At 72.3% G+C, this 22279-nt stretch carries 20 protein-coding genes; 17 read left to right on the top strand and 3 right to left on the bottom strand.

Features of this window, described 5'->3' with window-relative positions; genetic code table 11:
• Window positions 1-146 precede the first annotated feature (146 nt).
• Window positions 147-1385: a beta-ketoacyl-[acyl-carrier-protein] synthase family protein gene (locus tag ACFY0F_RS28000; RefSeq protein ID WP_388799922.1), complete on the bottom strand. Its 1239-nt coding sequence runs from the start codon at window positions 1383-1385 to the stop codon at window positions 147-149.
• Window positions 1386-1758: 373 nt separating this feature from the next.
• On the opposite strand from ACFY0F_RS28000, the gene cimA reads away from it, so the two are divergent.
• The 3 genes from cimA (at window position 1759) to ACFY0F_RS27985 (ending at window position 4467) form a co-directional block, all read left to right on the top strand.
• Window positions 1759-3396 carry a citramalate synthase gene (gene cimA / locus ACFY0F_RS27995; protein ID WP_388799919.1) on the top strand — a complete coding sequence of 546 codons (1638 nt, stop codon included), beginning with the start codon at window positions 1759-1761 and terminating at the stop codon, window positions 3394-3396.
• Between the two features lie 110 nt (window positions 3397-3506).
• Window positions 3507-3764 carry an acyl carrier protein gene (locus ACFY0F_RS27990; RefSeq protein WP_388799915.1) on the top strand — a complete coding sequence of 86 codons (258 nt, stop codon included), beginning with the start codon at window positions 3507-3509 and terminating at the stop codon, window positions 3762-3764.
• A 13-nt stretch (window positions 3765-3777) separates the two neighbouring features.
• Window positions 3778-4467: a 4'-phosphopantetheinyl transferase family protein gene (locus tag ACFY0F_RS27985; protein ID WP_388799912.1), complete on the top strand. Its 690-nt coding sequence runs from the start codon at window positions 3778-3780 to the stop codon at window positions 4465-4467.
• Between the two features lie 414 nt (window positions 4468-4881).
• Here the strand turns inward: ACFY0F_RS27985 and ACFY0F_RS27980 are convergent, their stop codons facing one another.
• Window positions 4882-5805: an alpha/beta hydrolase family protein gene (locus ACFY0F_RS27980; protein WP_388799909.1), complete on the bottom strand. Its 924-nt coding sequence runs from the start codon at window positions 5803-5805 to the stop codon at window positions 4882-4884.
• Window positions 5806-5887: 82 nt separating this feature from the next.
• On the bottom strand, window positions 5888-6358 hold the full coding sequence (locus ACFY0F_RS27975; protein ID WP_388799906.1) for an ester cyclase: 471 nt from the start codon (window positions 6356-6358) through the stop codon (window positions 5888-5890).
• Window positions 6359-6538: 180 nt separating this feature from the next.
• Between ACFY0F_RS27975 and ACFY0F_RS27970 the strand changes: the two genes are divergently transcribed.
• From ACFY0F_RS27970 to ACFY0F_RS27905, 14 genes are all read left to right on the top strand, one after another.
• On the top strand, window positions 6539-8413 hold the full coding sequence (locus ACFY0F_RS27970; RefSeq protein ID WP_388799903.1) for a BTAD domain-containing putative transcriptional regulator: 1875 nt from the start codon (window positions 6539-6541) through the stop codon (window positions 8411-8413).
• A gap of 211 nt (window positions 8414-8624) precedes the next feature.
• A complete protein-coding gene (locus tag ACFY0F_RS27965) occupies window positions 8625-10169 on the top strand; it encodes an acyl-CoA carboxylase subunit beta (protein WP_388800378.1) in 1545 nt (514 codons plus the stop codon).
• Window positions 10166-10408, top strand: coding sequence for an acyl-CoA carboxylase subunit epsilon (locus ACFY0F_RS27960; protein WP_388799900.1), 243 nt, complete (start codon window positions 10166-10168; stop codon window positions 10406-10408). The genes ACFY0F_RS27965 and ACFY0F_RS27960 overlap by 4 nt, the downstream gene beginning before the upstream one ends.
• Window positions 10408-11406 carry an ACP S-malonyltransferase gene (gene fabD / locus ACFY0F_RS27955; RefSeq protein WP_388799897.1) on the top strand — a complete coding sequence of 333 codons (999 nt, stop codon included), beginning with the start codon at window positions 10408-10410 and terminating at the stop codon, window positions 11404-11406. The genes ACFY0F_RS27960 and fabD overlap by 1 nt, the downstream gene beginning before the upstream one ends.
• A gap of 86 nt (window positions 11407-11492) precedes the next feature.
• A complete protein-coding gene (locus tag ACFY0F_RS27950; RefSeq protein WP_388799894.1) occupies window positions 11493-11906 on the top strand; it encodes an acyl carrier protein in 414 nt (137 codons plus the stop codon).
• Window positions 11878-12438 (top strand): holo-ACP synthase, encoded by a 561-nt coding sequence (gene acpS / locus ACFY0F_RS27945; RefSeq protein WP_388799891.1) that lies wholly within the window; start codon window positions 11878-11880, stop codon window positions 12436-12438. The genes ACFY0F_RS27950 and acpS overlap by 29 nt, the downstream gene beginning before the upstream one ends.
• 168 nt (window positions 12439-12606) lie before the next feature.
• The gene (locus tag ACFY0F_RS27940) at window positions 12607-12768 is read left to right on the top strand and encodes a hypothetical protein (protein WP_388799888.1); all 162 of its coding nucleotides are present in this window, start codon (window positions 12607-12609) and stop codon (window positions 12766-12768) included.
• Window positions 12765-14042 carry a beta-ketoacyl-[acyl-carrier-protein] synthase family protein gene (locus ACFY0F_RS27935; protein ID WP_388799885.1) on the top strand — a complete coding sequence of 426 codons (1278 nt, stop codon included), beginning with the start codon at window positions 12765-12767 and terminating at the stop codon, window positions 14040-14042. The genes ACFY0F_RS27940 and ACFY0F_RS27935 overlap by 4 nt, the downstream gene beginning before the upstream one ends.
• A gap of 29 nt (window positions 14043-14071) precedes the next feature.
• On the top strand, window positions 14072-15373 hold the full coding sequence (locus tag ACFY0F_RS27930; protein WP_388799882.1) for a beta-ketoacyl-[acyl-carrier-protein] synthase family protein: 1302 nt from the start codon (window positions 14072-14074) through the stop codon (window positions 15371-15373).
• Window positions 15374-15409: 36 nt separating this feature from the next.
• Window positions 15410-17776: a beta-ketoacyl synthase N-terminal-like domain-containing protein gene (locus ACFY0F_RS27925; RefSeq protein WP_388799879.1), complete on the top strand. Its 2367-nt coding sequence runs from the start codon at window positions 15410-15412 to the stop codon at window positions 17774-17776.
• Complete coding sequence (locus tag ACFY0F_RS27920) at window positions 17773-18867, top strand: 3-oxoacyl-ACP synthase III family protein (RefSeq protein WP_388799876.1); 1095 nt, start codon at window positions 17773-17775, stop codon at window positions 18865-18867. The genes ACFY0F_RS27925 and ACFY0F_RS27920 overlap by 4 nt, the downstream gene beginning before the upstream one ends.
• 58 nt (window positions 18868-18925) lie before the next feature.
• Complete coding sequence (locus ACFY0F_RS27915) at window positions 18926-19924, top strand: aldo/keto reductase (protein ID WP_388799873.1); 999 nt, start codon at window positions 18926-18928, stop codon at window positions 19922-19924.
• Window positions 19925-19970: 46 nt separating this feature from the next.
• Complete coding sequence (locus ACFY0F_RS27910; protein WP_388799870.1) at window positions 19971-21179, top strand: FAD-dependent monooxygenase; 1209 nt, start codon at window positions 19971-19973, stop codon at window positions 21177-21179.
• 38 nt (window positions 21180-21217) lie between these two features.
• Entirely contained in the window at window positions 21218-22117 is a 900-nt protein-coding gene (locus ACFY0F_RS27905) for an ester cyclase (RefSeq protein WP_388799867.1), read from the top strand.
• Window positions 22118-22279 lie beyond the last annotated feature (162 nt).

Raw genomic sequence — 22279 nt, 5'->3', positions numbered from 1 at the left:
TCATTGCCCTGCGTCGGCCTCGCAGTCCTGCGGTTTCGCCCAAGAAAGCGCAAGCGCCCTGTGCGACGTGGCCGGCTGCCCCACCGGCACCGGCCACGTCATCGACGGCGGCCTCACTCGGAACGCTCCCCGCGGACGCCGGATCCTCAGAGCGGGTCGGGGGCGGTGAACACCGCGACGCAGTTCTGGCCGCCGAAGCCGAACGCGTTCGCCATCGCGGTGCGCACGGGCACCCGCCGCGCGACGTTGGGCACGTGGTCCAGGTCGCACTCGGGGTCCGGGGAGTTCAGATTGATCGTGGGCGGCACGACCCCGTCGCGGATGGCGAGCGCGCACACCATGGCGTTCAGCGCGCCGGCGCCGCCGAGGAGATGGCCGACGGTCGACTTCGGGCTGCTCACCGGGATCCGGTCCAGTGCCGCGCCGAGCGCCGCACGGAGCGCCTTGGTCTCGGTGGCGTCGTTGGCCTTGGTGGAGGTGCCATGGGCGCAGACGTAGTCGATGTCGTCCGGTGCGACTGCGGCCCTCTGGAGGGCGCTCCTGATCGCTGCCGTCGCGTACTCACCCGTCGGGAGCGGGTGGCTGACGTGGAAGGCGTCACAGGTCAACGCGGCGCCGCTGACGGCGGCGTACGCGGTGGCGCCCCGCCGGCGGGCGTGTTCGGCGGACTCCAGGACCATGATCACCGCGCCCTCGCCGAGCACGAACCCTTCCCTGTCCACGTCGAACGGGCGGCTCGCCGCGCCGGGGTCGTCGTTGCGCCGGGACAGCGCGCCCATGGTGGACAGGCCGTTCATGAACGACGGCGTGACCCCCGCGTCGGTGCCGCCGCAGATGACCACGTCCGCCTCGCCGGACAGAATCAGACGCCGCGCGTCCATCAGGGCGTACAGGCCGCTCGTGCAGGCCAGCGCATTGGCGTTGACGGGGCCGTGCACGCCGAGGTCGATCGCCACCTCGCAGCTCGGCATGTTCGTCAGCGAGTACGGCACGAAGTAGGCGCTCGGTTCCTCGCCGGCGACCAGCTGCCGCGTGGCCGCCTCGATGGTGTCGAAGCCCGCGACGGCGGCGTTCACCACGACCGCCACCCGGTCCCGGTTGTCGTCGTCGATGTTCAGCTTCGCGTCGGCCACCGCTTCGCGCGCCGCCACGACAGCGAACGCGGTGAACCGGGAGATACGCTTCGCGCGCTTGGCGTCAAAATGGTCGGAAGGCCGGAAGGATTTCACCTCGGCGGCGATTCGGGTGCTCATTCCGGCGGGATCGAAAGCGGTGATGGGCCCGACTCCCGATCGCCCCTCCACCATTGCTTCCCAGCTGCTCTCCCGATCATTTCCGACCGGAGTCAGAGCCCCTATGCCTGTGATTACGACGTCATCATGCATTGCACCGACGATACGCGACCGAATGGACCCGGACAATATCATCCAACAGGTGCCCCGCCCGCGCACGACCAGAACTGGACGCCGGGTTGAGCCGGTGTCAAAGCGAGGAATCGTGCACGCTTTGCAGCAGGTGGGAAGGCATATCGGGTCGCCGGCCCCGGAAAGCACTGCCGCTCAAGCATTCTTCGGGAATTCCTCAAGTTGTTTTCACACGCCACTCCAGTGCATTTCAAGTTGTTTTCCAGCGAGGACCCCATGGAGGGCGGCACCGGATAATCATGTGGATGTCGTCCGCCAGGTGCCGGTCAAGCGATTCTTGAGGGCTCTGCCGGACCGTGGCACGCAGTGAGCTACCCACGAGAGGGTCACGGTGATGGCAGTGCAAGGCGTGCAGCTCTACGACACCACGTTGCGGGACGGCACCCAGCAGGAGGGCATGACGCTGACGGTGCAGGACAAGCTCGCCGTCGCGCGCCACCTGGACGCCTTCGGCGTCGGGTTCATCGAGGGCGGGTGGCCGGGCGCGGTGCCCAGGGACACCGAGTTCTTCCACCGCGCCCGCACCGAACTCACTTTGGAAAAGGCGGAGTTGGTCGCGTTCGGGGCGACACGCCGCCCGGGCGCGCTGGCCGCCACGGACCCCCAGGTCCGGGCCCTGCTGGACTCGGGTGCGCCGGCGATCACCCTGGTCGCCAAGTCGGACGTCCGGCACGTGGAACGGGCGCTGCGGACCTCTCTCGCCGAGAACCTGGCCATGATCTCCACCACCGTGCGGCATCTCGTCCACGCGGGCCGGCGGGTGTTCGTCGACGCCGAGCACTACTTCGACGGCCACCGGGTGAACCGCGCGTACGCCCTCGAATGCGTGCGGGCGGCGGTGGAGGCCGGTGCCGACGCCGTCGTCCTGTGCGACACCAACGGCGGCTCGCTGCCGGACCAGGTCCGCGAGGCCGTGGCCGACACGCTCGCGCAGACCGGTGCCCGGCTCGGCATCCACTGCCACGACGACACCGGCTGCGCCGTCGCCAACACCCTCGCCGCCGTCGACGCGGGCGCCGTGCAGGTGCAGGGCACCGCCCACGGGTACGGTGAACGGTGCGGCAACGCCAATCTGTTCACCGTCGCCGCCGACCTCGTCCTCAAGCGGGGCGTCGAGGTCCTGCCGGCCGTGCGGCTGGCCGACCTGGCCGTCACGGCCCGGGCGATCAGCGAGCTGACCGGGCAGCCGGCGCGGCCGGCCGACCCCTATGTCGGTTCCTCCGCCTTCACCCACAAGGGGGGCCTGCACGCCTCCGCGCTGCGGGTGGATCCCGATCTGTACCAGCACATCGACCCGGCGGCGGTGGGCAACCGGATGCGCACCCTCGTCTCCGACCTGGGCGGCCGGTCGTCCATCGAGCTCAAGGCCCGCGAGCTCGGCTACACGGTGGCGGCCGGTTCCGAACCGGTGGCCCGGGCCTCGGCACGCATCAAGGAACTGGAGAACCGGGGCTACAGCTTCGAGTCCGCCGACGCCTCCTTCGAACTGCTGCTGCGCGAGGTGCTCTTCGGCCAGACGGCCGAGGGACAGCCGTTCACGGTCGACTCCTGGCGGGTCACCGTCGAGCAGCGCTCCGGCGACACCGTCACCGAGGCCCACGTAAGGCTGCGGGTTCCGGGCGGCGAGCCGGTCGTCGCCGTGGGCGAGGGCAGCGGACCGGTCAACGCGCTGGATCGCGCGCTGCACCAGGGCCTCGACACGTTCTTTCCCGCGCTGGCCGGGCTGGAGCTGGCGGACTACCAGGTGCGGATGCCCACCGGTGGACGGGGCAGCGCGGCCCCGGCCCGGGTGCTGGCCACGTTCGTCGACGGCCGGCGGCGCTGGAGCACCGTCGGCGTCGACGACAACCTGGTCACCGCCTCGTGGCACGCGCTGCTGGACGCCTTCCGGTACACGCTGCGCGACAGCGCCGGGCCGGCCCCCGAGGCGGCGCCGCTCGCCGCGCCCGCTCTCTTCTCCCCCGGCGGCTGATACCGCCGCCGCACGCACCGTCCCACACGCCCGGACCGCAGGGCGCGGCTTCGGGCCGCACCCGACTTCACCCGCGGCTCGCTTTCCGTACAACGACAAGGAGAAACCCCATGTCCAACCCCACTGAGGTGACCCCGGAGGCCGTGCACGAGCTGCTGCGGTCCGAGCTCGTCGACCTCGGCGTACCGGAGGAGATCATCTCCGCGGAGACCACGATCGACGCACTGGAGATCGACTCGCTCGACATCGCCGACCTGATGGTCACGGTCAAGCGGCAGTACGGGGTGGACATCCGGCGCGCCGAACTGGCCGGAGTCACCATCGGCGGACTGGTGGACCGCGTCCTGGCCGGCGCCACCAGCAGCTGATGCGCGGCCTGCGATGACGGACGCGAGCGGCCCGGTGGCCGTGTTGGCGGACACCGACGAGGTGCTGCGGCATCCCCAGGTGGGGACGCATCTGCTGAACGAGACAGAGCGGGGGCGGCTGGCGAGGTTCCACCGGGAGACGACCCGGCGGGACTTCGTCGCCGCGCACACTCTGGTCCGGCTCTGCGCGGGGTGGCTGCTGGGCGTCGACCCGAGCGAGGTGGCCTTCACCCAGCACTGCCCGACCTGCCGCGAGAGCGACCACGGCCGGCCGCTGCTCGCCGACCGGCCGGACGTGTACCTGAGTCTCTCCCATGCGGGCGGCGTGGTGGCCGCCGCCGCCGGTCACGTCCCGGTGGGCATCGACGTGGAGCGGTTCGTGCGCGGCCGCGGCACCGAGGTCATGCGGCGGGTGCTCACCGCCACCGAGCTCGCCCTGGTGACCGCGCATGCGGATCCCGATCACGCCTTCCTGCGTCAGTGGGTCCGCAAGGAGGCGCTGATCAAGGTCGGCCGAACGGACCTGGACTCGCTCGGCGCCCTCGACCTCTCGGCGCTTCCGCTGGGCGGGCCGGGAGAGGGGACACCACTGCGCTTCGAGGACTTCTACGTCACGGACCTGTCGGATGCGCGCCGGGACGCCCTGGTCTCGGCGGTGAGCACCGAACCCACACGTGTGGGTACCGCACTGGCACTCGGGTGACATCGGCTCGAAACCCCGCCGGACCGGCCCCGTCGGCCGGTTCGGCCTCATCCCGGTACGGGCAGCAGGGATCCCGGTCGCGCAGACCGGCACGGCGACCGGATCGACCTGGTGCGGGGCGCGACGAAGGCGGCGCGTCGGCCGGCGACGGGCACGGACCGTGTCCGGGCCCGTGACCGGCTTCGTCCAGTACGCGTGGGAGACCACCGCGATCGTCGACGTGCCCGCCGGCGAGAAGGTACGCCGGCTGCCGGGGCGGCAACCGCCGGCCGCCACACGGCGCCCAGCACGTCCGGGCGGTACTCGCGGATCGCACCCGCGATGTCACGGCGCAGACCGCGGCCGCGGCCCTCACCTGTGCGAGCACCCGGCACGCGGATCAGCGCCGTGCCGGGGCAGCACACCTGGGCGACGTCATGCCGCCTTGCCGGGGGTGCGTGTCGGACGGGCCGGGGCCTCCGCGGCGGTCTGCAGGCACTCCTCGAAGAACGCGAGTGCGCGCAGGTGGTAGCAGCGGGCGGCGCGGCCGAGGCTGATGTTGTGGCCGGCGCCCGGCAGATGCTCGACCCGGACGAGGGGTGCCTTGGTCAGCCGGGAGGTCAGATCGGCGAGGTCCGGCTCCTCGTGCAGCCACCAGCCCTCGTGCTCGGCGAAGGTCAGCCGCAGCGGGATGTCGACCCGAGGCGCCAGCTCCTCGAACATCTCCGGCCACAGGTCCACTTCGGAGGCCTCGCGGACGGGCATGGGGGCGAGCAGGGCCTCGGCCGCGCGGAAGGTGCCCGGCGGGTACAGGCCGAGCGGTCCCCAGTTACGCTCCCAGTCCATGCGGCGGCGCATCCGGTCGGTCGGCTCCACGCCGAAACGGTGACCGACGCCGGAGGCGTCCAGGGCGAGCAGGCCGGGGGTGCGCGCCGCGGTCATGAGGGCGAGCTTGCCGCCGTAGGAGTGGGCGAGCAGCAGGAACCCCCGCCCGACGGCGTGCCGTTCGGCGAAGGCGTCGAGCGCCGCGGGCAGGACGTCGGCCTGCTCGTCGAGGAGCATGCCGTCGGGTATCTGGGCCGCGGACCGGCCGTAGCCGGGCCGGTCGAGTGCCAGCACCGTGAAGCCGAGCCGGGCGCCCAGCGTGAGCAGGGACAGGTCGGGGTGGACCTGCCCGTCGAAGTAGCCCGCGGTCATGCCGCCGCCGTGCACGGCGACGACGGTCGCCCGCGGCGGCCCGTCGGCCGGCTCGGCCAGCAGGCCGGACAGGGTGAGGCCCGCTGCCTCGAGGAGGAGCGGGCGCACTCCGGCCGAGTGGGTCTGCGACGGCTTCTTCCGGTCCGTCCTGGACACGCTCATGGGTGGTCCTTGTCGGTGTCGGCGGTGGACTCGAGCCCGGGCCGCCGGGGCGCCCGGACGCGGGCGCCCCGGCACGTAAGGCTCAGGCGAGCTGACGGGCGAAGGTGGCCATGTCGAAGTAGAGGGTCTCGTCGAGCAGCACGTCGCCGTCGAAGTGGAAGAAGACGGCCACGGGGGCGTCGACGGTCTTGCCGCGGTTGGGTATGCCGCGCCAGTCCGCCTCCTGCTTGGCGCGGAACTGGGCCTCCAGGATCACCGCGGTCGGCGTGTGGTGGAGGTGGAACACGGCGTGGTCGGCGACCGGGAAGGCCTTCTGCAGCTCGGCGAAGTAGCCCTGCTTGATGGCCTGTTCACCGACCAGCGGTCCCTCCTCGAACGGCATGACCCGGTAGACGCCGCCGCGCGGGAAGGTGGCGATCACGCCGTCGATGTCCCAGGCGGACTCGGCGATGGTGTGTTCCATGACGACCGCCTCGCGCTTCTTGCGCAGCTCGGCGTCGGGCTGCGGAAGATCGGCGCCAGGCAGAGTGAACTCGTGCTCCTCGGTGGCCATGGGGGCTCCTTCAGACTTTGGCCGGTTCGGTTCGGCAGTGACGCTAGGCCGCTCCCCTCGCCTGTCCCTCGCGCTCTGCTGGAGCGCGAGAGCAGTTCAGGGGCCAGAGCAGAAATCGAGGAGGGCTGCACTGGCCGGAGCTAGCTTTCCGGTCACTGGAAGGGATACGGGTGATCTTCGATGGAGCTCCGGATACTGGGATCGATAGAACTCTGGACGGGCAGCGCCCTGGCCGATATCGGACCCGCACGCCAACGCAGCATCCTCGGCGCCCTGCTGGTCGATCCCGAACGGCCGGTGCCGCTGGAGTCCCTCGTCGACCGCGTCTGGGGGGACCGGCCGCCCGCGGGAGTCCGCAACGTCGTCCACACCTACGTCACCCGGCTGCGCCGTGCCCTCGCCCGGGCCTCGGCGGACCTGCCCGAGCCGATCGGCCTGGTCAGATCGTCGGCCGGCTACCTGGTCTCGACGGATCTCGGCGCGGTGGACCTGGTGCGGTTCCGCCGGCTGCTCAAGAAGGCCCAGCAGGAGGCCCGGGACCAGGAGCGCAGCGCGCTGCTCCAGCAGGCGTTGAACATGTGGCGGGGCGAGGCGCTGGCCGGGATGCACAGCGACTGGGCGGCCCGGGTCCGTGAGACGCTGCGGCAACTGCACCACGAGGCGCTGACCCAGTGGGCGGACACCGAGATCCGCCTCGAGCGGCCCGGCGCCGTCCTCGCGGAACTCCGCGCCGCTCTGCTGACCGACCCGCTCTCCGAGCAGCTCGGCGAACGCCTGATGCTCGCGCTCTATCTGGAGGGGCGCAGCGTCGACGCGCTCGAGTACTACCAGTCGATGCGCCGGCTGATCGCCAAGGAGCTCGGCACGGATCCCTCGCCGCGGGTGCAGCAGCTCTACGAAACGATCCTGCGCGGCGAGGCGGCCACTCCGGCACCGCCGCCCGAGCGGACCCCCGACCCGCACGGCGCGGGAGCGCACCAGCTCCTCGTCCCCTCCCGGCCCGCACCCGTCGTCCCGCACATGCTGCCGGTGGACCTCCCCGACTTCACGGGGCGCGAACGCGAACTCGACGTGGTGCAGCGGACCCTGACCCGGCCCTCCGCGTCGCAGCCGCCCGCGGTCCTGCTCTTCGGCGGGGGCGGTGTCGGCAAGACCGCGCTGGCCGTGCACCTGGGACATCGGCTGCAGTCCGCTTTCCCGGACGGGCAGTTGTACGCGGCGCTGCGCGGCAGCGGGGCACGTCCGGCAGATCCGCACGCGGTGCTGGGACGGCTGCTGCGCGCGCTGGGGACGGACCCCGACCGGATCCCGGCCGACCCCGACGAGCGCGCCGAGGTCTACCGGCTGGCTCTCGCCGGCAGACAGCTGCTGATCACGCTCGACGACGCGGTCGACGACGAGCAGGTGCAGCCGCTGCTGCCGGGCAGCGGGGAGGCCGCGGTGCTGCTCACCAGCAGAGGCCGGCTCAGCACCCCGCTCGGGGCCCGCGTCCTGCAGCTGGCGGTCCTGCCGCACGGGCACAGTGTGCGGCTCCTGGCCCGGATGGTGGGCACGGAGCGTGTCACCCGGGAGCCCGCCGCGGCCGCCGCGATCGCCCGGTACTGCGGCGGGCTGCCGCTCGCCCTGCGCGCCGCGGCCGTACGGCTCAACGCCCGGCCCCACTGGTCGCTGCGCCGCTACGCGGAACGACTGAGCGACGAGGGGCGGCGTCTGGACGAGCTGGCACACAGCTCGCTGAGCGTGCGCGCCAGCTTCACGGCGTCGTACGACGCGCTGCCCGACGACGCCCGCGAGGTGCTGCGCTCCCTGGCCGACCTGCCGGTGTCCGAGTTCGACGCCCATCTGGCGTGCCCGGTGCTCGGCAAGGACTTCGCCACGGTCGAGGACGCCTGCGAGCAGTTGGTGGAGGCCCACTTCCTGACCGTGGCCGAGTCCGCCGTGGCCGACCGTCCCACCCGCTACCGGCTCGACGGTCTGCAGCGCAGCTTCGCGCACGGGCTGCGGGCGGGCCGTGCGGACGAGGCGGCGAAGACGGTGCACCCGACCTCCGTATAGGGCGTTGACCTGGGAGTACACCTCCGGTCAAGAGCCGCTCCAGTCTTCCGCCCACCCCGGGGTTCGACAGTTGATCCCAAGGCCCCGACGCGAGAGGGCAGGACAGAGAGGGATCGCAATGGCTGTTCCGCACGCTCCCCAGGCCGTGCTGCCGGATCTCGGCGAGACCGACTCGGAAACCCGGCAGCCGGCACCGGTGCGCACGCCCACGATGGCGGACCTGACCGACGAGCTCGCCACCCGCCGGGCCGAGGCCCACTTCGGCCACGACCCGGATGCCGAGGCCCGCCACCTGGCCAAGGGCAAGCTGCTGGCGCGCCAGCGCATCGACACGCTGCTCGACCCGGGCACGTTCACCGAGCTCGGTCTGTTCGCCGAACACCGGGCGACGGGCTTCGGGATGGAGGACTCGCACCCCGAGGGCGACGGAGTGATCACGGGCTGGGGCGAGATCGACGGCCGTACGGTCTTCGTCTTCGCCCATGACGCCCGGGTGCGCGGCGGTGCGCTGGGCGCGACGTTCGCCGCGAAGATCCACCAACTGCTGGACCTCGCCGACTCCGTCGGCGCCCCGGTCATCGGCCTCAACGACGGCGGCGGCGCCCGTATCCAGGAGGGCATCGACGCACTGGCGGGCTTCGGCAAGCTCTTCGCCCGCAACGTCCGCGCCTCGGGCGTCGTGCCGCAGATCAGTGTCGTGCTCGGTTCCTGCGCGGGCGGCGCGGTCTACTCACCGGCACTCACCGACTACACGTTCATGGTCGAGGGCATGGCCAACATGTTCATCACCGGACCCGACGTGGTGCAGGCGGTGACCGGCGAGAAGATCACCCAGGAGGAGCTCGGCGGCGCCTACACCCATGGCACGCGCACCGGCGTGGCGAGCTTCGTGGCACCGGACGAGGAGTCCTGCTTCGAGGGCGTACGGGAGCTGCTCTCCTACCTGCCGTCGAACAACGCCGAGATGCCGCCCTACGCGACGCCCCTGGACGAGCCGGACCGGCGCTGCGAGGAACTGCTGCGTCTGGTGCCGGTCGACGACCGGACGCCGTACGACATCAGGACGGTCATAGGCCACATCGTCGACAACGGTGACTACCTGGAGATCCAGGAGCACTGGGCGCCGAACATCGTGTGCGCCCTGGCCCGTCTGGACGGCCACACCGTGGGCATCGTGGGCAACCAGCCCGCCGCCATGGCGGGGGTCCTGGACATCGACTCCTCGGAGAAGGCCGCGCGGTTCGTGCGCACCTGCGACGCGTTCAACATCCCGCTCGTGACACTGGTCGACGTGCCGGGGTTCATGCCCGGCACCGACCAGGAGCACAACGCGATCATCCGGCGCGGCGCGAAGCTCCTGTACGCGTACTGCGAGGCGACGGTGCCACGCGTGCAGGTCATCCTGCGCAAGGCGTTCGGCGGCGCGTACATCGTCATGGACTCCAAGTCGATCGGCTCCGACCTGTCGTTCGCCTGGCCGTCCAACCAGACGGCCGTGATGGGCGCCGACGGCGCCGCCAACATCATCTTCCGCCGGCAGATCAACGCGTCGGCGGAGCCGGAGAAGCTGCGCCGGGAGCTGGTCGCCGAGTACACCGAGCAGCTGATGAACCCCTTCGTCGCCGCCCGGCGCGGTCATGTCGACGACGTCATCGATCCGGCGGACACCCGGCGGGTGCTCATCAAGTCCCTGGACATGCTGCGCACCAAGCGGGCCCGCCAGCCCATCCGCAAGCACGGAAACGAGCCGCTGTGAGCACGCCGCGGAGCACTGAGCTGTCGGTGCTGCGGGGCAACCCCACACCGGAGGAACTGGCCGCACTGCTGGTCGTGCTCTCCGCGCTGCGCCGTGCCCCCGAGCGGCAGGACCCGCCGCCGATCGCCCGGAGCGGCTGGGGCCGACCGGCCGCCTGGCACCGCCTCGAGCCCGCCACCGCGCCGGACGCGGCCGGCTGGCAACGCACCCCCGCACCAACTCATGGAAGGAGTAGCTGATGACCGGTCGGACCGGCCTCGTCAGCCTCAGCACGTCGACCGGCTGCCTGGCCATGTTCCCCGGCCAGGGCTCGCAGCGGCCCGGCATGGCCCGGCACCTGCTCGACGCCTATCCCTCGGCCCGGCGGCTGTTCGCCCGGGCCGACGAGATCCTGGGCCTGCCGCTGTCGCGGATCTGCGTGACCGGGAGCGCCGAGGAACTCGGCGCCACCGAGATCACCCAGCCCGCGATCGCCACGACCAGCCTCGCCGTGTGGGAGCTGCTGCAGGCCGCCGGCTACCGGCCCGCGGCGACCGCCGGCCACAGCCTCGGCGAGTATCCGGCCCTGGTGGCCGCCGGGGTGCTGTCCCTGGAGTCGGCCCTGGAGCTGGTGCGGTTGCGCGGCCGGCTGATGGGCGAGGTGGCCCGCGAGGTGCCCGGCGCGATGGCGGCCGTACTGGGCCTGCCCTCGGACCAGGTGCTGGCCGCCTGCGGCAGCGCCGAGGGCGTCGGCCTGGTCCAGGTCGCCAACTACAACGAACCGCTGCAGACCGTCATCTCGGGGCACGTCCGCGCCGTCGAGGAGGCCGGCCGGGCCGCGCTGGACGCCGGCGCCGACCGGGTCGTGCCGCTGGACGTGAGTGCCCCCTTCCACTGCTCGCTGATGAGTGCGGTGGAGGAGGAGTTCACCGAGGCGCTCGCCGCCCATCCGTTCGCCGATCCCGTCCTGCCCATGATCAGCTCGGTCACCGGCACCTACGTCAGCTCGGGCGAGGAGGCCCGTGAGCTGCTGCGACGCCAGCTCACCGGACCCGTCCGCTGGGTCGAGGTGCTGCGCACGGCCGCACGGCACCCGGTGAGCGCCTACACCGAGATCGGCCCCGGCCGGGTGCTCAGCGGACTCGCCCGCCGGACTCTCGAAGAGGCCCGCACCCGCTCCACCGGAGACCCGCGTCGCCTGACGGCGCTCTACGGCGCCCTGGCATCCGACACGTGGCAGGAACAGGTCGCGTCCTGACACCTCATGAACCGCCGGCCCGTCGGCCGGCCGCACCACCCCGGTCCGTCCATCACCAGCAACCGTTCACGAAGGGTAAAGGACACATGTCGTACGAGGGTAAAGACTTCGGCACCATCGTCCAGGAGGCCGTGGCCGACGCGCTGGGCATCGACATCGAGGAGGTCGTGCCCGAGGCCACCCTGCTGGGCGACCTGGACGCCGAGTCCATCGACCTGCTCGACGTCCTGTTCCGCATCGAGCGGGCGTCGGACGTGAAGATCAAGGTCGCGGACATCGCCGAACTGCTCCAGGGCGGGATACCCGACGAGGAGTTCGCCGACGAGAACGACATCATCAACGAGGTCGGGCTGGCGCAGCTCAAGAAGTCGCTGCCGCAGATCGACGTGGAGGAGCTCGCCGGCAAGCTCACGGCGGATGAGGTGCTGACCCTGTTCACCGTGCAGAACCTGACGGATCTGGTGACCGAGCGTGCCGCACTCGCCGCAGCCGCTGCGTGAGCAGGGCGCGGGGCGGTCACCGGACCGCCTCGCCCCGCCGCCAGTGCGGGTGCGGACCGGCATGGACCTGGCCGAGGTGGCCAGGGTCGAGGAGCTGATGACCACCCAACCCGACCTGCGGGAAAGGGTGTTCACCCCTCGCGAGCTGGCCTACTGCTATCGCCGCAAGAGGGTCGGCGAGCACCTCGCCGGCCGCTGGGCGGCCAAGGAGGCCGTACTCAAGTGCCTGGGGACCGGTATGGGCCCGCACATGGAGTGGACGGACATCGAGGTCGTCAACGACCGCGCCGGACAACCCCGGGTGCGGCTGTACGGCGAGGTGGAGGCCGTCGCCCGGTCCCTCGGTATGCACCACATGGAAATCTCCCTGAGCCACAGCGGAGGTCTCGCTGTGGCACACGCGGTCGTGGTGTGCCTGCCCAGCCCTCCTGACACGGACCTCGAACCGGAGCCGTCCACCCGCACGACGCCGAACACGGCACCAGTCCCCAGCACACACACGGCAGAAGGAGGCGATCGGCATGAGGCTTGACGGCCGGGCCGCTGCGGGCACGCGAGGCCCGCGGCGGCACCGGGCGGGCGCGACCCGGTCGGGCGCCGACCGGGATGTTCGGACACGACACACACCACCGCTCCAGGCCGACGGCGGCCGGACCGCGCAACTCGGCCTGGGGCGGCCCGAAGACCGAGGGAGGCGATGATGCGGTTCCACCTGAACGACCGCGTCGACGGCCGGGGGTCCGGCGCACGGCCGGCCGGCCGTGCGGCGACCGCGTCGGACGAGACGTACGGGCAGCCGTCCGCGCACGACGACACCGCGCGGACGGGACGGCGGTTCCCGGGGACGGAGGCGCTGCGATGAACCGCAGAGTGGTCGTCACCGGCATGGGCGCCGTCACGCCGCTGGGCAACGACGCGCCGAGCACATGGCAGGCAATGGCCGAAGGGCGCAGCGGGGTCGGCCAGTTGACCTCGATCGACACCACCGGCATGGACGTGACCATCGCCGGCGAGGTCAAGGACTTCGAGCTCACCGATGTCGTACCCGCTGCGGACGGGCTGCGCCGTCTGCTGCGGTCGGGCACCTTCGCCGTGGGCGCGGCCTGGGAGGCGCTGCGCGACGCGGGGATCGACGAGGAGACGTACGACAGCGCCGACATGGGCGTGGCCCTGGGCGGGAGCTGTGACCGGCCGAACCTGCAGTGGCTGGTGGACGTCGGGGCGCTGCGCGAGGAGACCGGCCGGGACGACGCGTTCTTCCCGTACTCGCCCTCGGCCGCCCTGTCCTACAGCCAGAACATCCCCATGTCGGTGGTCGCACGGATGATGGGCGCGACCGGCCCGATGCTGGGTGTGTCCACCGCCTGCTCGGGCTCCGCACACGCCGTCGGAGAGGCCTTCCGCTCCATCGCGGAGGGTGACGCGACGCTCATGCTCGCGGGCGGCTTCGACTCGCTGACGTCCTGGCTCGACCTGGTGGGCTTCAGCCTGCTGGGGGCGCTGACCAAGGAGTACAACGACGATCCGGAGCGGGCCAGCCGCCCCTTCGACGCCAACCGGTCCGGGTTCGTCCTCGGGGAGGGCAGCGTCGTCTTCGTCCTGGAGGAGCTGGAGGCGGCCCGTGCCCGCGGGGCGCACATCGTCGCCGAGGTCCTGGGCTACGGCACCAGTCTGAACGCCTGGCGGGTCACCGACTCGCCGCCGGACGGCAGCGGAGCCATCGAGTCCATGCAGAGCGCGATCGCCGACGCCGGTCTGGAACCGTCCGACATCGAGTACGTGGTGGCGCACGGCACCAGCACCCACGGAAACGACCTGTCCGAGACCACGGCGATCAAGAAGGTGTTCGGCGACGACGCCCAGCGGCTGCTGATCAGCTCGCCGAAGTCGATGGCCGGTCACCTCACCTCGGCGGGGGCCTCGTTGAGCATGCTCGCCGCGATCGGCGCGATCAGCCACTCGCTGGTGCCGCCGACGATCAACCAGGAGACACCCGACCGCCGGCTCGGCCTCGACTACGTCCCGAACACGGCGCGCGAGCGGGACGTGCGGCACGTCCTCATCAACGCGTTCGCCTTCGGCGGCACCAACGTCGGGCTGGTCGTCGGGCGCTACGAGGAGGGGGCGGAGCGATGACGACCCCACAGCGATCCGGAGGAGCACCGATGAGCGGCACCGAACGCCAGGTCGTCATCACCGGCATCGGCCTGCTGACCGCGCTGGGCGAAGGCCCCGAGGCGAACTGGAAGGCGCTGGTGGCCGGCGAGTCCGGGATCGGCCCGATCAAGGCCTACGACCCCTCGCCGCTGCAGACCCGGCTGGGCGGCGAGATCGCCGACTTCGACGCCACCCGGTTCGCCACCAGGCGCCAGCTGCGCACCATCAACCGCGGTGACCGCCTTGCGCTGGCCGCCGCCCGGCTCGCCCTCGACGACGCGGGCCTGCCGCACAACCAGGCAGGCGGCGACGAGCTCGGCCACCGGGCCGGCCTGTACCTCGGGGGCAACAAGACGATCGGCCGCATGGATCAGCTGATCGAGGAGTTCAAGGTCATCCGCCGCCCGGACGGCAAGGCCGACCTGGCCCACCTCGGCCGGCACGCCGACGTCATCATGCCGCCGCTCTTCTTCGTCGAGGGGCTGCAGCCCGGCGCGGTGTTCAACGTGTCGCAGACGTACGGCATCCGGGGTTCCAGCACCTTCTTCGCGGGTGGCGCGGACGCGGGTGCCACCGCGATCGGCCGGGCCATGCGCGCGGTACGCCGCGGGGACGCGGACGTGGTGATCGCGGGCGGCTACGACGACGCCACCGACTGGTGGCAGATGACGCTGCTCGACCGGCTCGGTGTGCTGACCACGCGCAACGACCTGGGACAGCAGGCGTACCGGCCCTACGACCGGGACCGCAGCGGAGCGGTCCCCGGTGAGGGCGCCGCGCTGCTGGTGCTGGAGGAGAAGCAGGCGGCACTGCGTCGCGGCGCCCGCGTCTACGCCGAGCTGACCGGCTACGGCGCCGGCCACGACTGCGGTACGCCGCCGGCGCCGGACGCCCAGGGCCGCGGTCTGTCCCGGGCGGTGCGGCACGCGCTGCGGGACGCCCGGCTGACCGCCGACGACCTCGGCTACATAGCCTCCGACGGCTCCGGCACCCGGCTCGGGGACGCCTCCGAGAGCGTCGCCCTGCGCACCGCGCTGGGTCCGGCCGCCCGGTCCGTGCCGGTCAGCACCGTCAAGCCGCAGACGGGTCACCTGGTCGGCGGCGGCGGTGCGCTGAACGCCGTCGTGTGCGCGCTGGCCCTGCACCACGGGGCGGTGCCGGCGACGCTCAACCTCGACAACCCCGACCCGGTGTGCGATCTGGACCATGTCCGCGGCGGCGCCCGGGAGTCCAGGCCGGCGCACGCGATGGCGCTGGCCCGGGGCATCGAGGGACAGGCCGTGGCCCTGAGCCTGTCCAGGTCCGCGTGAGCGGCGAGAGCCCCGTCCAGAGAGGGAAGCAGACGCATGACTGACGTTCCTGACCAGGCCGTCGGCGTGGTGATCGCCTCAGTGGGCGCGATCACCTCGTACGGCGGTTCGGCCGAGGCCCTGTGGGACGGGGTGCGCACGGGGCGGGTGGCGATCTCCCGCGTGCGCGGCCTGCCCATGGAGGGCTACCAGACCGCCGTGGGCGGTGAGATCACCGAACCCACTTTCCCCGACTACGACTACGCTCCGGGCTCCGACACCCGTGACCCTTCCGTCGACTTCGCGCTGGCCGCCGCCGAGGAGGCCATGGCCGGCTCGGGCCTGCGGGTCGGCGTGGACATCCCGGCCGAGCGCTGGGGCGTCGCCTACGGCACCTGCCACGGCGGGTGGCGCAGCGCCGAACTCGCCCTGCGCGAGGTGCAGGAGGGCCGCACGCCCGACTGGCGCCGCTACACGTTCGTACCGCCGCAGGCCGCCGCGGAGGCGCTGTCGGCCGCCTTCGGCCTCAAGGGCCCGGTGCTCAGTGCCAACACGGCCTGCGCGTCCAGTGCCCACGCGCTCGCCCACGCCCTGGACGTTATCCGGGCGGGCCGGGCCGACGCGATGCTGGTCGGCGGCAGCGACGCCTTCACCGAGTCGGCGTTCGCCGGGTTCAGCAGCCTGGAGTCGCTCTCCGTGCAGCCGGCGGCCCCCTACTCCAAGGACCGGTCGGGTCTGTCGCTGGGCGAGGGCAGCGGCATGCTCCTGCTGCTGTCGCGGCAGACGGCCGAGCGCACCGGTGCCCCGGTCGTCGCCGAGGTGCTGGGCTACGGCCTGTCCGCCGACGGGCACCACCCGACGGCGCCGCACCCCGAGGGCGAGGGCGCGGCCCGGGCGATCCGTGCGGCCCTGTCCACCTCGGGCCTGGCCCCCGACGACGTCCGGTACATCAACGGGCACGGCACCGGCACGCAGAAGAACGACGCGGCGGAGAGCAATGCGGTGCGGGCCGCACTCGGCGAGGCCGCCGAGAAGACCGCGCTGTCCAGCACCAAGTCGATGATCGGCCATCTGCTCGGCGCGGCCGGCGCGGTGGAGGGCATCGTCACGGTGCTGGCGCTGCGCGACCAGGTGGCGCCGCCCACCGCGAACTTCACCGAACGGGACCCGGGCTGCGGGCTCGACCCGGTGGCGGGGGCCGGCCGCCCGATGGTGCTGGACACCGCGCTGTCCAACAACTTCGGGTTCGCCGGCGCCAACGCCACCGTCGCCTTCGCCCGCCCCGGCGGCGCCGGTATGCCGGCTCCGGCCGTCGGCCCGGACGACGTCGTGGTGACCGGCTTCGGCGTGATCACCTCGGCCGGCGAGGGGGCCGAGGCGCTCTGGGAGGCGTACGCGGCCGGGCGTCGGCAGGGCGTGCCGGAGGACGGACTGCGCCTGGCCAGGCTCGAGTTCGACCCCTCGGCGGCCGGCTCCCCCAAGCAGCGCCGGCGCATGGACCGGGTCTCCCAGCTCGCCATCGTCGCGTGCCGGGCCGCCCTGGCGCACGCGGGTGCGGACTCGGACGCGGAGGCCGTCGCCGCGACCGGCGTGGTGGTCGGCACCGGGATCGGGCCGATGGAGAGCAGCGAGCGGTTCACCGTCCCGGTGCTGGCCTCGGGCGCGCAGGCCGCGAACCCGGCCGTGTTCCCGTTCACCGTGTACAACGGTGCGGCCGGCCAGGTCGCCATGGCCCTGGGCACCAAGGGACCGACGTCGACGCTGACGTCGGGGCACGCGGCGGGTGCCGCCGCCCTGGGCGTCGCGTACGACATCCTGCGTTCCGGGGGCGCCGAGCGCCTGCTGGTGCCGGCGGTGGAGGCGTTCTCACCGGGCACGCTGGACGCGTACCGCGGCATCCCGCTGTTCGGTTCGGCGGCCGGGCGCCGGTACACGCTCGCCGAGGCCGGCATCGCGCTGGTGCTGGAGCGCCGGGCGAGTGCCGAGCGGCGCGGCGCCCCGATCCACGCCGTGGTCCTCGGGCACGCGACCGCGTCGGACGCGTGCGGCATCGGCCGCTGGGACCCGTCCGGCGACGGCGTGGAGCGGGCGATGCGCGAGGCGCTGCGCGGAGCCGGGCTCGGGCCCGGCGACATCTCGGCCGTCTGGGCCAACGCGGCGGGTCTCGCTGCCGCCGACCGTCCCGAACAGGCCGCTGTGGAGCGCGTGTTCGACATGGGCCGGGTCCGGTTCGAGACGCCGAAGCGGGTGCTCGGCGAGCCGGTCGGCGCGGGTGCCCACCTGTCGGCGGTCCTCGCCGTCGGCGCCTGGCGCGAGAGCGGAACGCACCGCCCGGTCCTGGTCAACAGCTCGTCCCTCGGCGGCACCCACACCTCGCTAGTCCTGTCCCCCTCCCCCCTCTTCGGAACGGAGTCCGGCCGATGAGCACCGCGTACGACGTGAGGATCCTCTCCACCGGCGGCTATGTGCCCGGTGATCCGCTGGACAACGCCGCGCTGGAGAAGTACGTCGGGCCGCTGCCGGACGACGTCCTCGACGGCATCCAGGTCAGGACCCGGTACTGGATGATCGACCCGGCCACGGGCAAGCACGTGATCAACAACAGCCGGATGGCCGAGCGGGCCTCCCGGCAGGCCATGGAGCGGGCCGGTGTGGAGCCCGGCGAGATCGACCTGATCGTGGTGTGCACCGCGACCCCGGAGTACACGCTGCCCAACGTCGCCACCACCCTGCAGCACTACCTGGGTCTGGAGAGTGTGGCCGCGATCGAGATCCGCGGCGCCTGCGCGGGCTGGGTGCAGGCGCTGGACCTGGCCCGGCGGCAGCTGGCCGACGGGACGGCGCGCACCGCCCTGGTGGTGGGCAGCGAGTCCGTCTCGCCGCTGATGGCGCCGCTCTTCCTGGACAAGGACCCCTCGCGCGTGCGGATGCGGGACCGGCTGACGCTGTACACGTTCGGCGACGGCGCGGGCGCCGTGGTGCTGCGGGCCGAGCCGGCGGGGGCGTCGCCGGAGAAGTCGACCTTCGTCAACGCCTGCGTGGGCGGCCTGCGCAAGCCCGGGATGGAGATCATCGGCGGCGGTACGGACGTGTCGCAGGCGGAGCAGCTGCGTCGGCGCCAGCTCATCCAGATGAAGATCGACGTGCCCGGCACCTCCTCGTTCGGGCCGCAGGTGTTCGTCCGCGCGATCAAGGAGATGGCGCAGAAGGAGGGCCGCGCGCTCGACGAGTTCGACGCGATCGTGCTGCCGGAGGGCAACGCCGACTACTTCGCCGGCGAGTACGAGGCCGCCGGACTGTCCGCCGAGGACAACCAGGCACTCACCGGGCGGATCGTGGAGAACCTGGCCGACGTGGGGGCCACCGGTTCGGCCGCGGTGCCGCTGTCGCTGGACGCGGGCTGGACCTCGGGACGCATCCGGCCCGGCGACCGGATCGTGCTGCTCGGCATCGAGGCCAGCCGGTACGTCTACACCGGCCTTTCGGTGACCTGGCGGGCACCGCTTGCGGCCTGACCGGCCGTCACCTCGGACATCAGACATCGGACACGACTTCAGGAGATATCAAGTGGCAATGGAAACGCGTACGTTGGGGAAGCCGGGTCTGGACGTGTCCGCCCAGGGCCTGGGCTGCATGGGCATGACGATCGGGTACGGCGAGGCGGACACGACCGAGGCGCTGGCCACCATCGACCGGGCACTGGAGCTCGGTGTCACCCTGCTGGACACCGCCGACATGTACGGCCCGTACGCCAACGAGGAGCTGATCGGCCGCGCCGTGGCGGGGCGCCGCGACGAGGTCGTGCTCTCCTCCAAGGTGGGCGCCGAGATCGACGAGAACGGCCAGCTCACCTGGCGGCACAACGGCCGCCCCGACTACATCCACCGGTCGATCAAGGGCACCCTGCGCCGTCTGGGCACCGACCACCTCGACCTCTACTACCTGCACCGGGTCGACCCCGACGTCCCCGTGGAGGAGTCCTTCGGCGCGCTCGCCGAACTCGTCAAGGCCGGACTCGTCCGGCACCTGGGGATCTCCGAGGCGGGGCCCGCGACCATCCGGCGTGCTCACGCGGTGCACCCGCTGACCGCCGTACAGACCGAGTACTCGCTGTTCACCCGGGACGTCGAGGTCAACGGCGTGCTGGACACCGTGCGGGAGCTGGGCATCGGCTTCGTGGCCTACAGCCCGCTCGGCCGCGGGTTCCTGACCGGCACCATCCGCGGCACCTCCGACATCCCCGAGGGCGGCTTCGACTTCCGGCGCATCGCGCCCCGTTTCGAGGACGAGAACATCCGCCGGAACCTGCCCGTCGTCGACCAGCTGAGCGATCTCGCCGCCGCGTCCGGCACCACCGTCAGCCGCCTCGCGCTCGCCTGGGTGCTCTCCCGCGGCCAGGACGTCGTCGCCATCCCCGGCACCAAGCGGCGCACCTACCTGGAGGAGAACATCTCCGCGAACGACGTCCGGCTCTCCGAGGACGTCCTGGCGGCGATCGACTCCATCGCCCCGTACGGCATCACGGCCGGCGACCGCTACCCGGCCAGCGAGATGCCCCAGCTGAACCGCTGAACCCCCGTCCCCCCGAGCCATCCGCCCCGACTTCCGGGAGAAAGCCATGTCCGCAGCAACACCCCGTCCCATACGCAGGGTTCTCATCGCAGGCGGCGGGATCGGCGGTATCGCCACCGCACTGGCACTGCAGCAGCAGGGCATCGACTCCGTCGTCTTCGAGCGCGCGCCCGAACTGCGCGACGGCGGCGCCGGACTGCACATCTTCACCAACGGCATGCTCGCCCTGGCCCACCTCGGGCTCGCCGAACAGGTCCGCGAGATCGCCCCCGCCCAGTCCGTGTGCCACTTCGCGACCTCGAAGGGCCGGGTCCTCGGCACCTACCCGGTGGGCGAGTTCGTCGAGCGCTACGGGCAGCCCACGGTCGCCATCGGCCGCTCCGACCTGCACGGCATCCTGCGGGGCGCCGTGACCGCGCCCATCGTCACCGGCGCCGAGGTCACCGGGTACACCGAGCACGCCGACGGGGTGACCCTCCACTTCGCCGACGGCACATCCGAGGACGGCGACCTGCTGATCGGCGCCGACGGCGTCAACTCCGCCGTGCGCGCCAGGCTGCTCGGCCCCCAGCCGCCCGACTACACCGGCTACATCGCCTGGCGCGGCCACGCCCGGATGAGCCCCGAGGAGTTCCCGCCCGGCAGCTTCCAGGCCCTGTTCGGTCCCGGGACCCGCTTCACGTACTACGACATCGCCCCCGGGGTCGTGCACTGGATGAGCGTCGCCAACGGCCCCGCCGGCGGCCGCGACGAGGGCACCCCCGAGCAGACCCTGGACATGCTGCGCGCCCGGCACGCGGGCTGGATCGACCCGGTGCAGCGGATCCTCGCGGCCACCGTGCCGGAGAGCATCCTGCGCGGCGACGTGGTGGACCGCAGGCCCGACCCCGTCTGGGGGCGTGGCCGGGTCACCCTGCTCGGCGACGCCGCGCACGCCGTCAGCTTCAACATCGGGCAGGGCGCCTGCCTGGCCATCGAGGACGCCCTCGTACTGGCCGAACACCTCGCCGCACCCGGGGCCGACGTCACCGAGGCGCTGCGCGCCTACGAGGCCGAGCGACAGGAGCGCACCCGGCCGATGCAGCTGCTCGCGCACCGCATCGGCGTGATGGGCGCCCTGCAGAACCCGGTCGCCATCTGGCTGCGCGACCGGCTCCTGAAGCTCAGCTGGAACCGCACCCTGCACACCACGGAGCACGAACACGTCGCCTACGGCACCCGGTGGTCGGGCGCCGCCGCCCGCACCGCGGCGTGAGCACGTTCGTACTCGTTCACGATGAGAGGACTGCTGCTGTGACCACTGCGACCACCATGAACCCCACGCGGACGGCCTGGGACGGCAACGAGAGCACCGAGAGCAAGGAGGAACGCAACAAGGCGACCATCCGCCGCGTCTTCGCCGAGTTCGTCAACCAGGGCGACTTCTCGGTCGTGGACGAGCTCTACCGGCCGGACATCGTCGACCACGAGGGCCTGCCCGGCGCGCCCGAGGGCGCCGAGGGCGTGAAGTACACCATCGCCGGACTGCGTGAGGCGTTCCCCGACTTCCACGTCACCATCGAGGACATCAGCGCACACGACGACATGGTCGTCATCCACAACACCTGGCGCGGCACCCACCTGGGCGACCTGCTCGGCATCGGGCCCACCGGCCGCAAGTTCGTCTCCGTCGGCATCGTCATCTGGCGGTTCGACGAGGAGGGCAAGATCGCCGAGCGCTGGGCGCACGGTGTGGCGTCCAACATGTTCTCCGCGCTCGGCATGCGGATGCTGGCCCCCCGCAAGGGCGGCCGGCGCGCCGCGGAGGGCACCCGCTCCGTGATGCGCACCGTGCCGCTGCGCAACGCCAAGCCGGCGGACTGGCACCGGCTCACCCAGGAGCTGCAGGGGCCGCGCCGGCGCGAGTACGAGGCCTCCCGGCGGCGGCTGGGCATCACGCACGAGGTGTTCCGCATCGACCCGCGGCCCGACCGGGACTACGTGATCGTGCACTTCGAGACGACGGACCCGGAGCGCACCAGGAAGCGCTGGGCGGAGTCGAAGGACCCCTTCGACCTGTGGCTGCGCGAGCAGATCCTCGACATCCACGGTGAGGACCCCTGGGCCGGGCCCGCCACCTCCTGCGAGTCGTTCGGTCTCACCTGGACCGCGCCGCCGCGGCTCACCCCGGTCCGTCCCGACGGGTCCCGCTGACCGGCGCACGGTCTGCCGACCAGCGTTCGAGCCGTCTTCCAGACCCGGTCGGCAGACTCGGTCCATCCTCCGACCGCCCGGACCGACGGGCCCGCGCCGTACATCCCCCGGCGGCGCGGGCCCGTCTCTTGTCGCTGGTCCAGCCGTTGTCACCGGATCCGG

Origin of the sequence: Streptomyces sp. NPDC001544 (assembly GCF_042894285.1) — a bacterium.
Taxonomy (GTDB): domain Bacteria; phylum Actinomycetota; class Actinomycetes; order Streptomycetales; family Streptomycetaceae; genus Streptomyces.
Note: the sequence above shows the minus strand (reverse complement) of the source record. Positions and strands in the feature narration are given on the sequence as shown.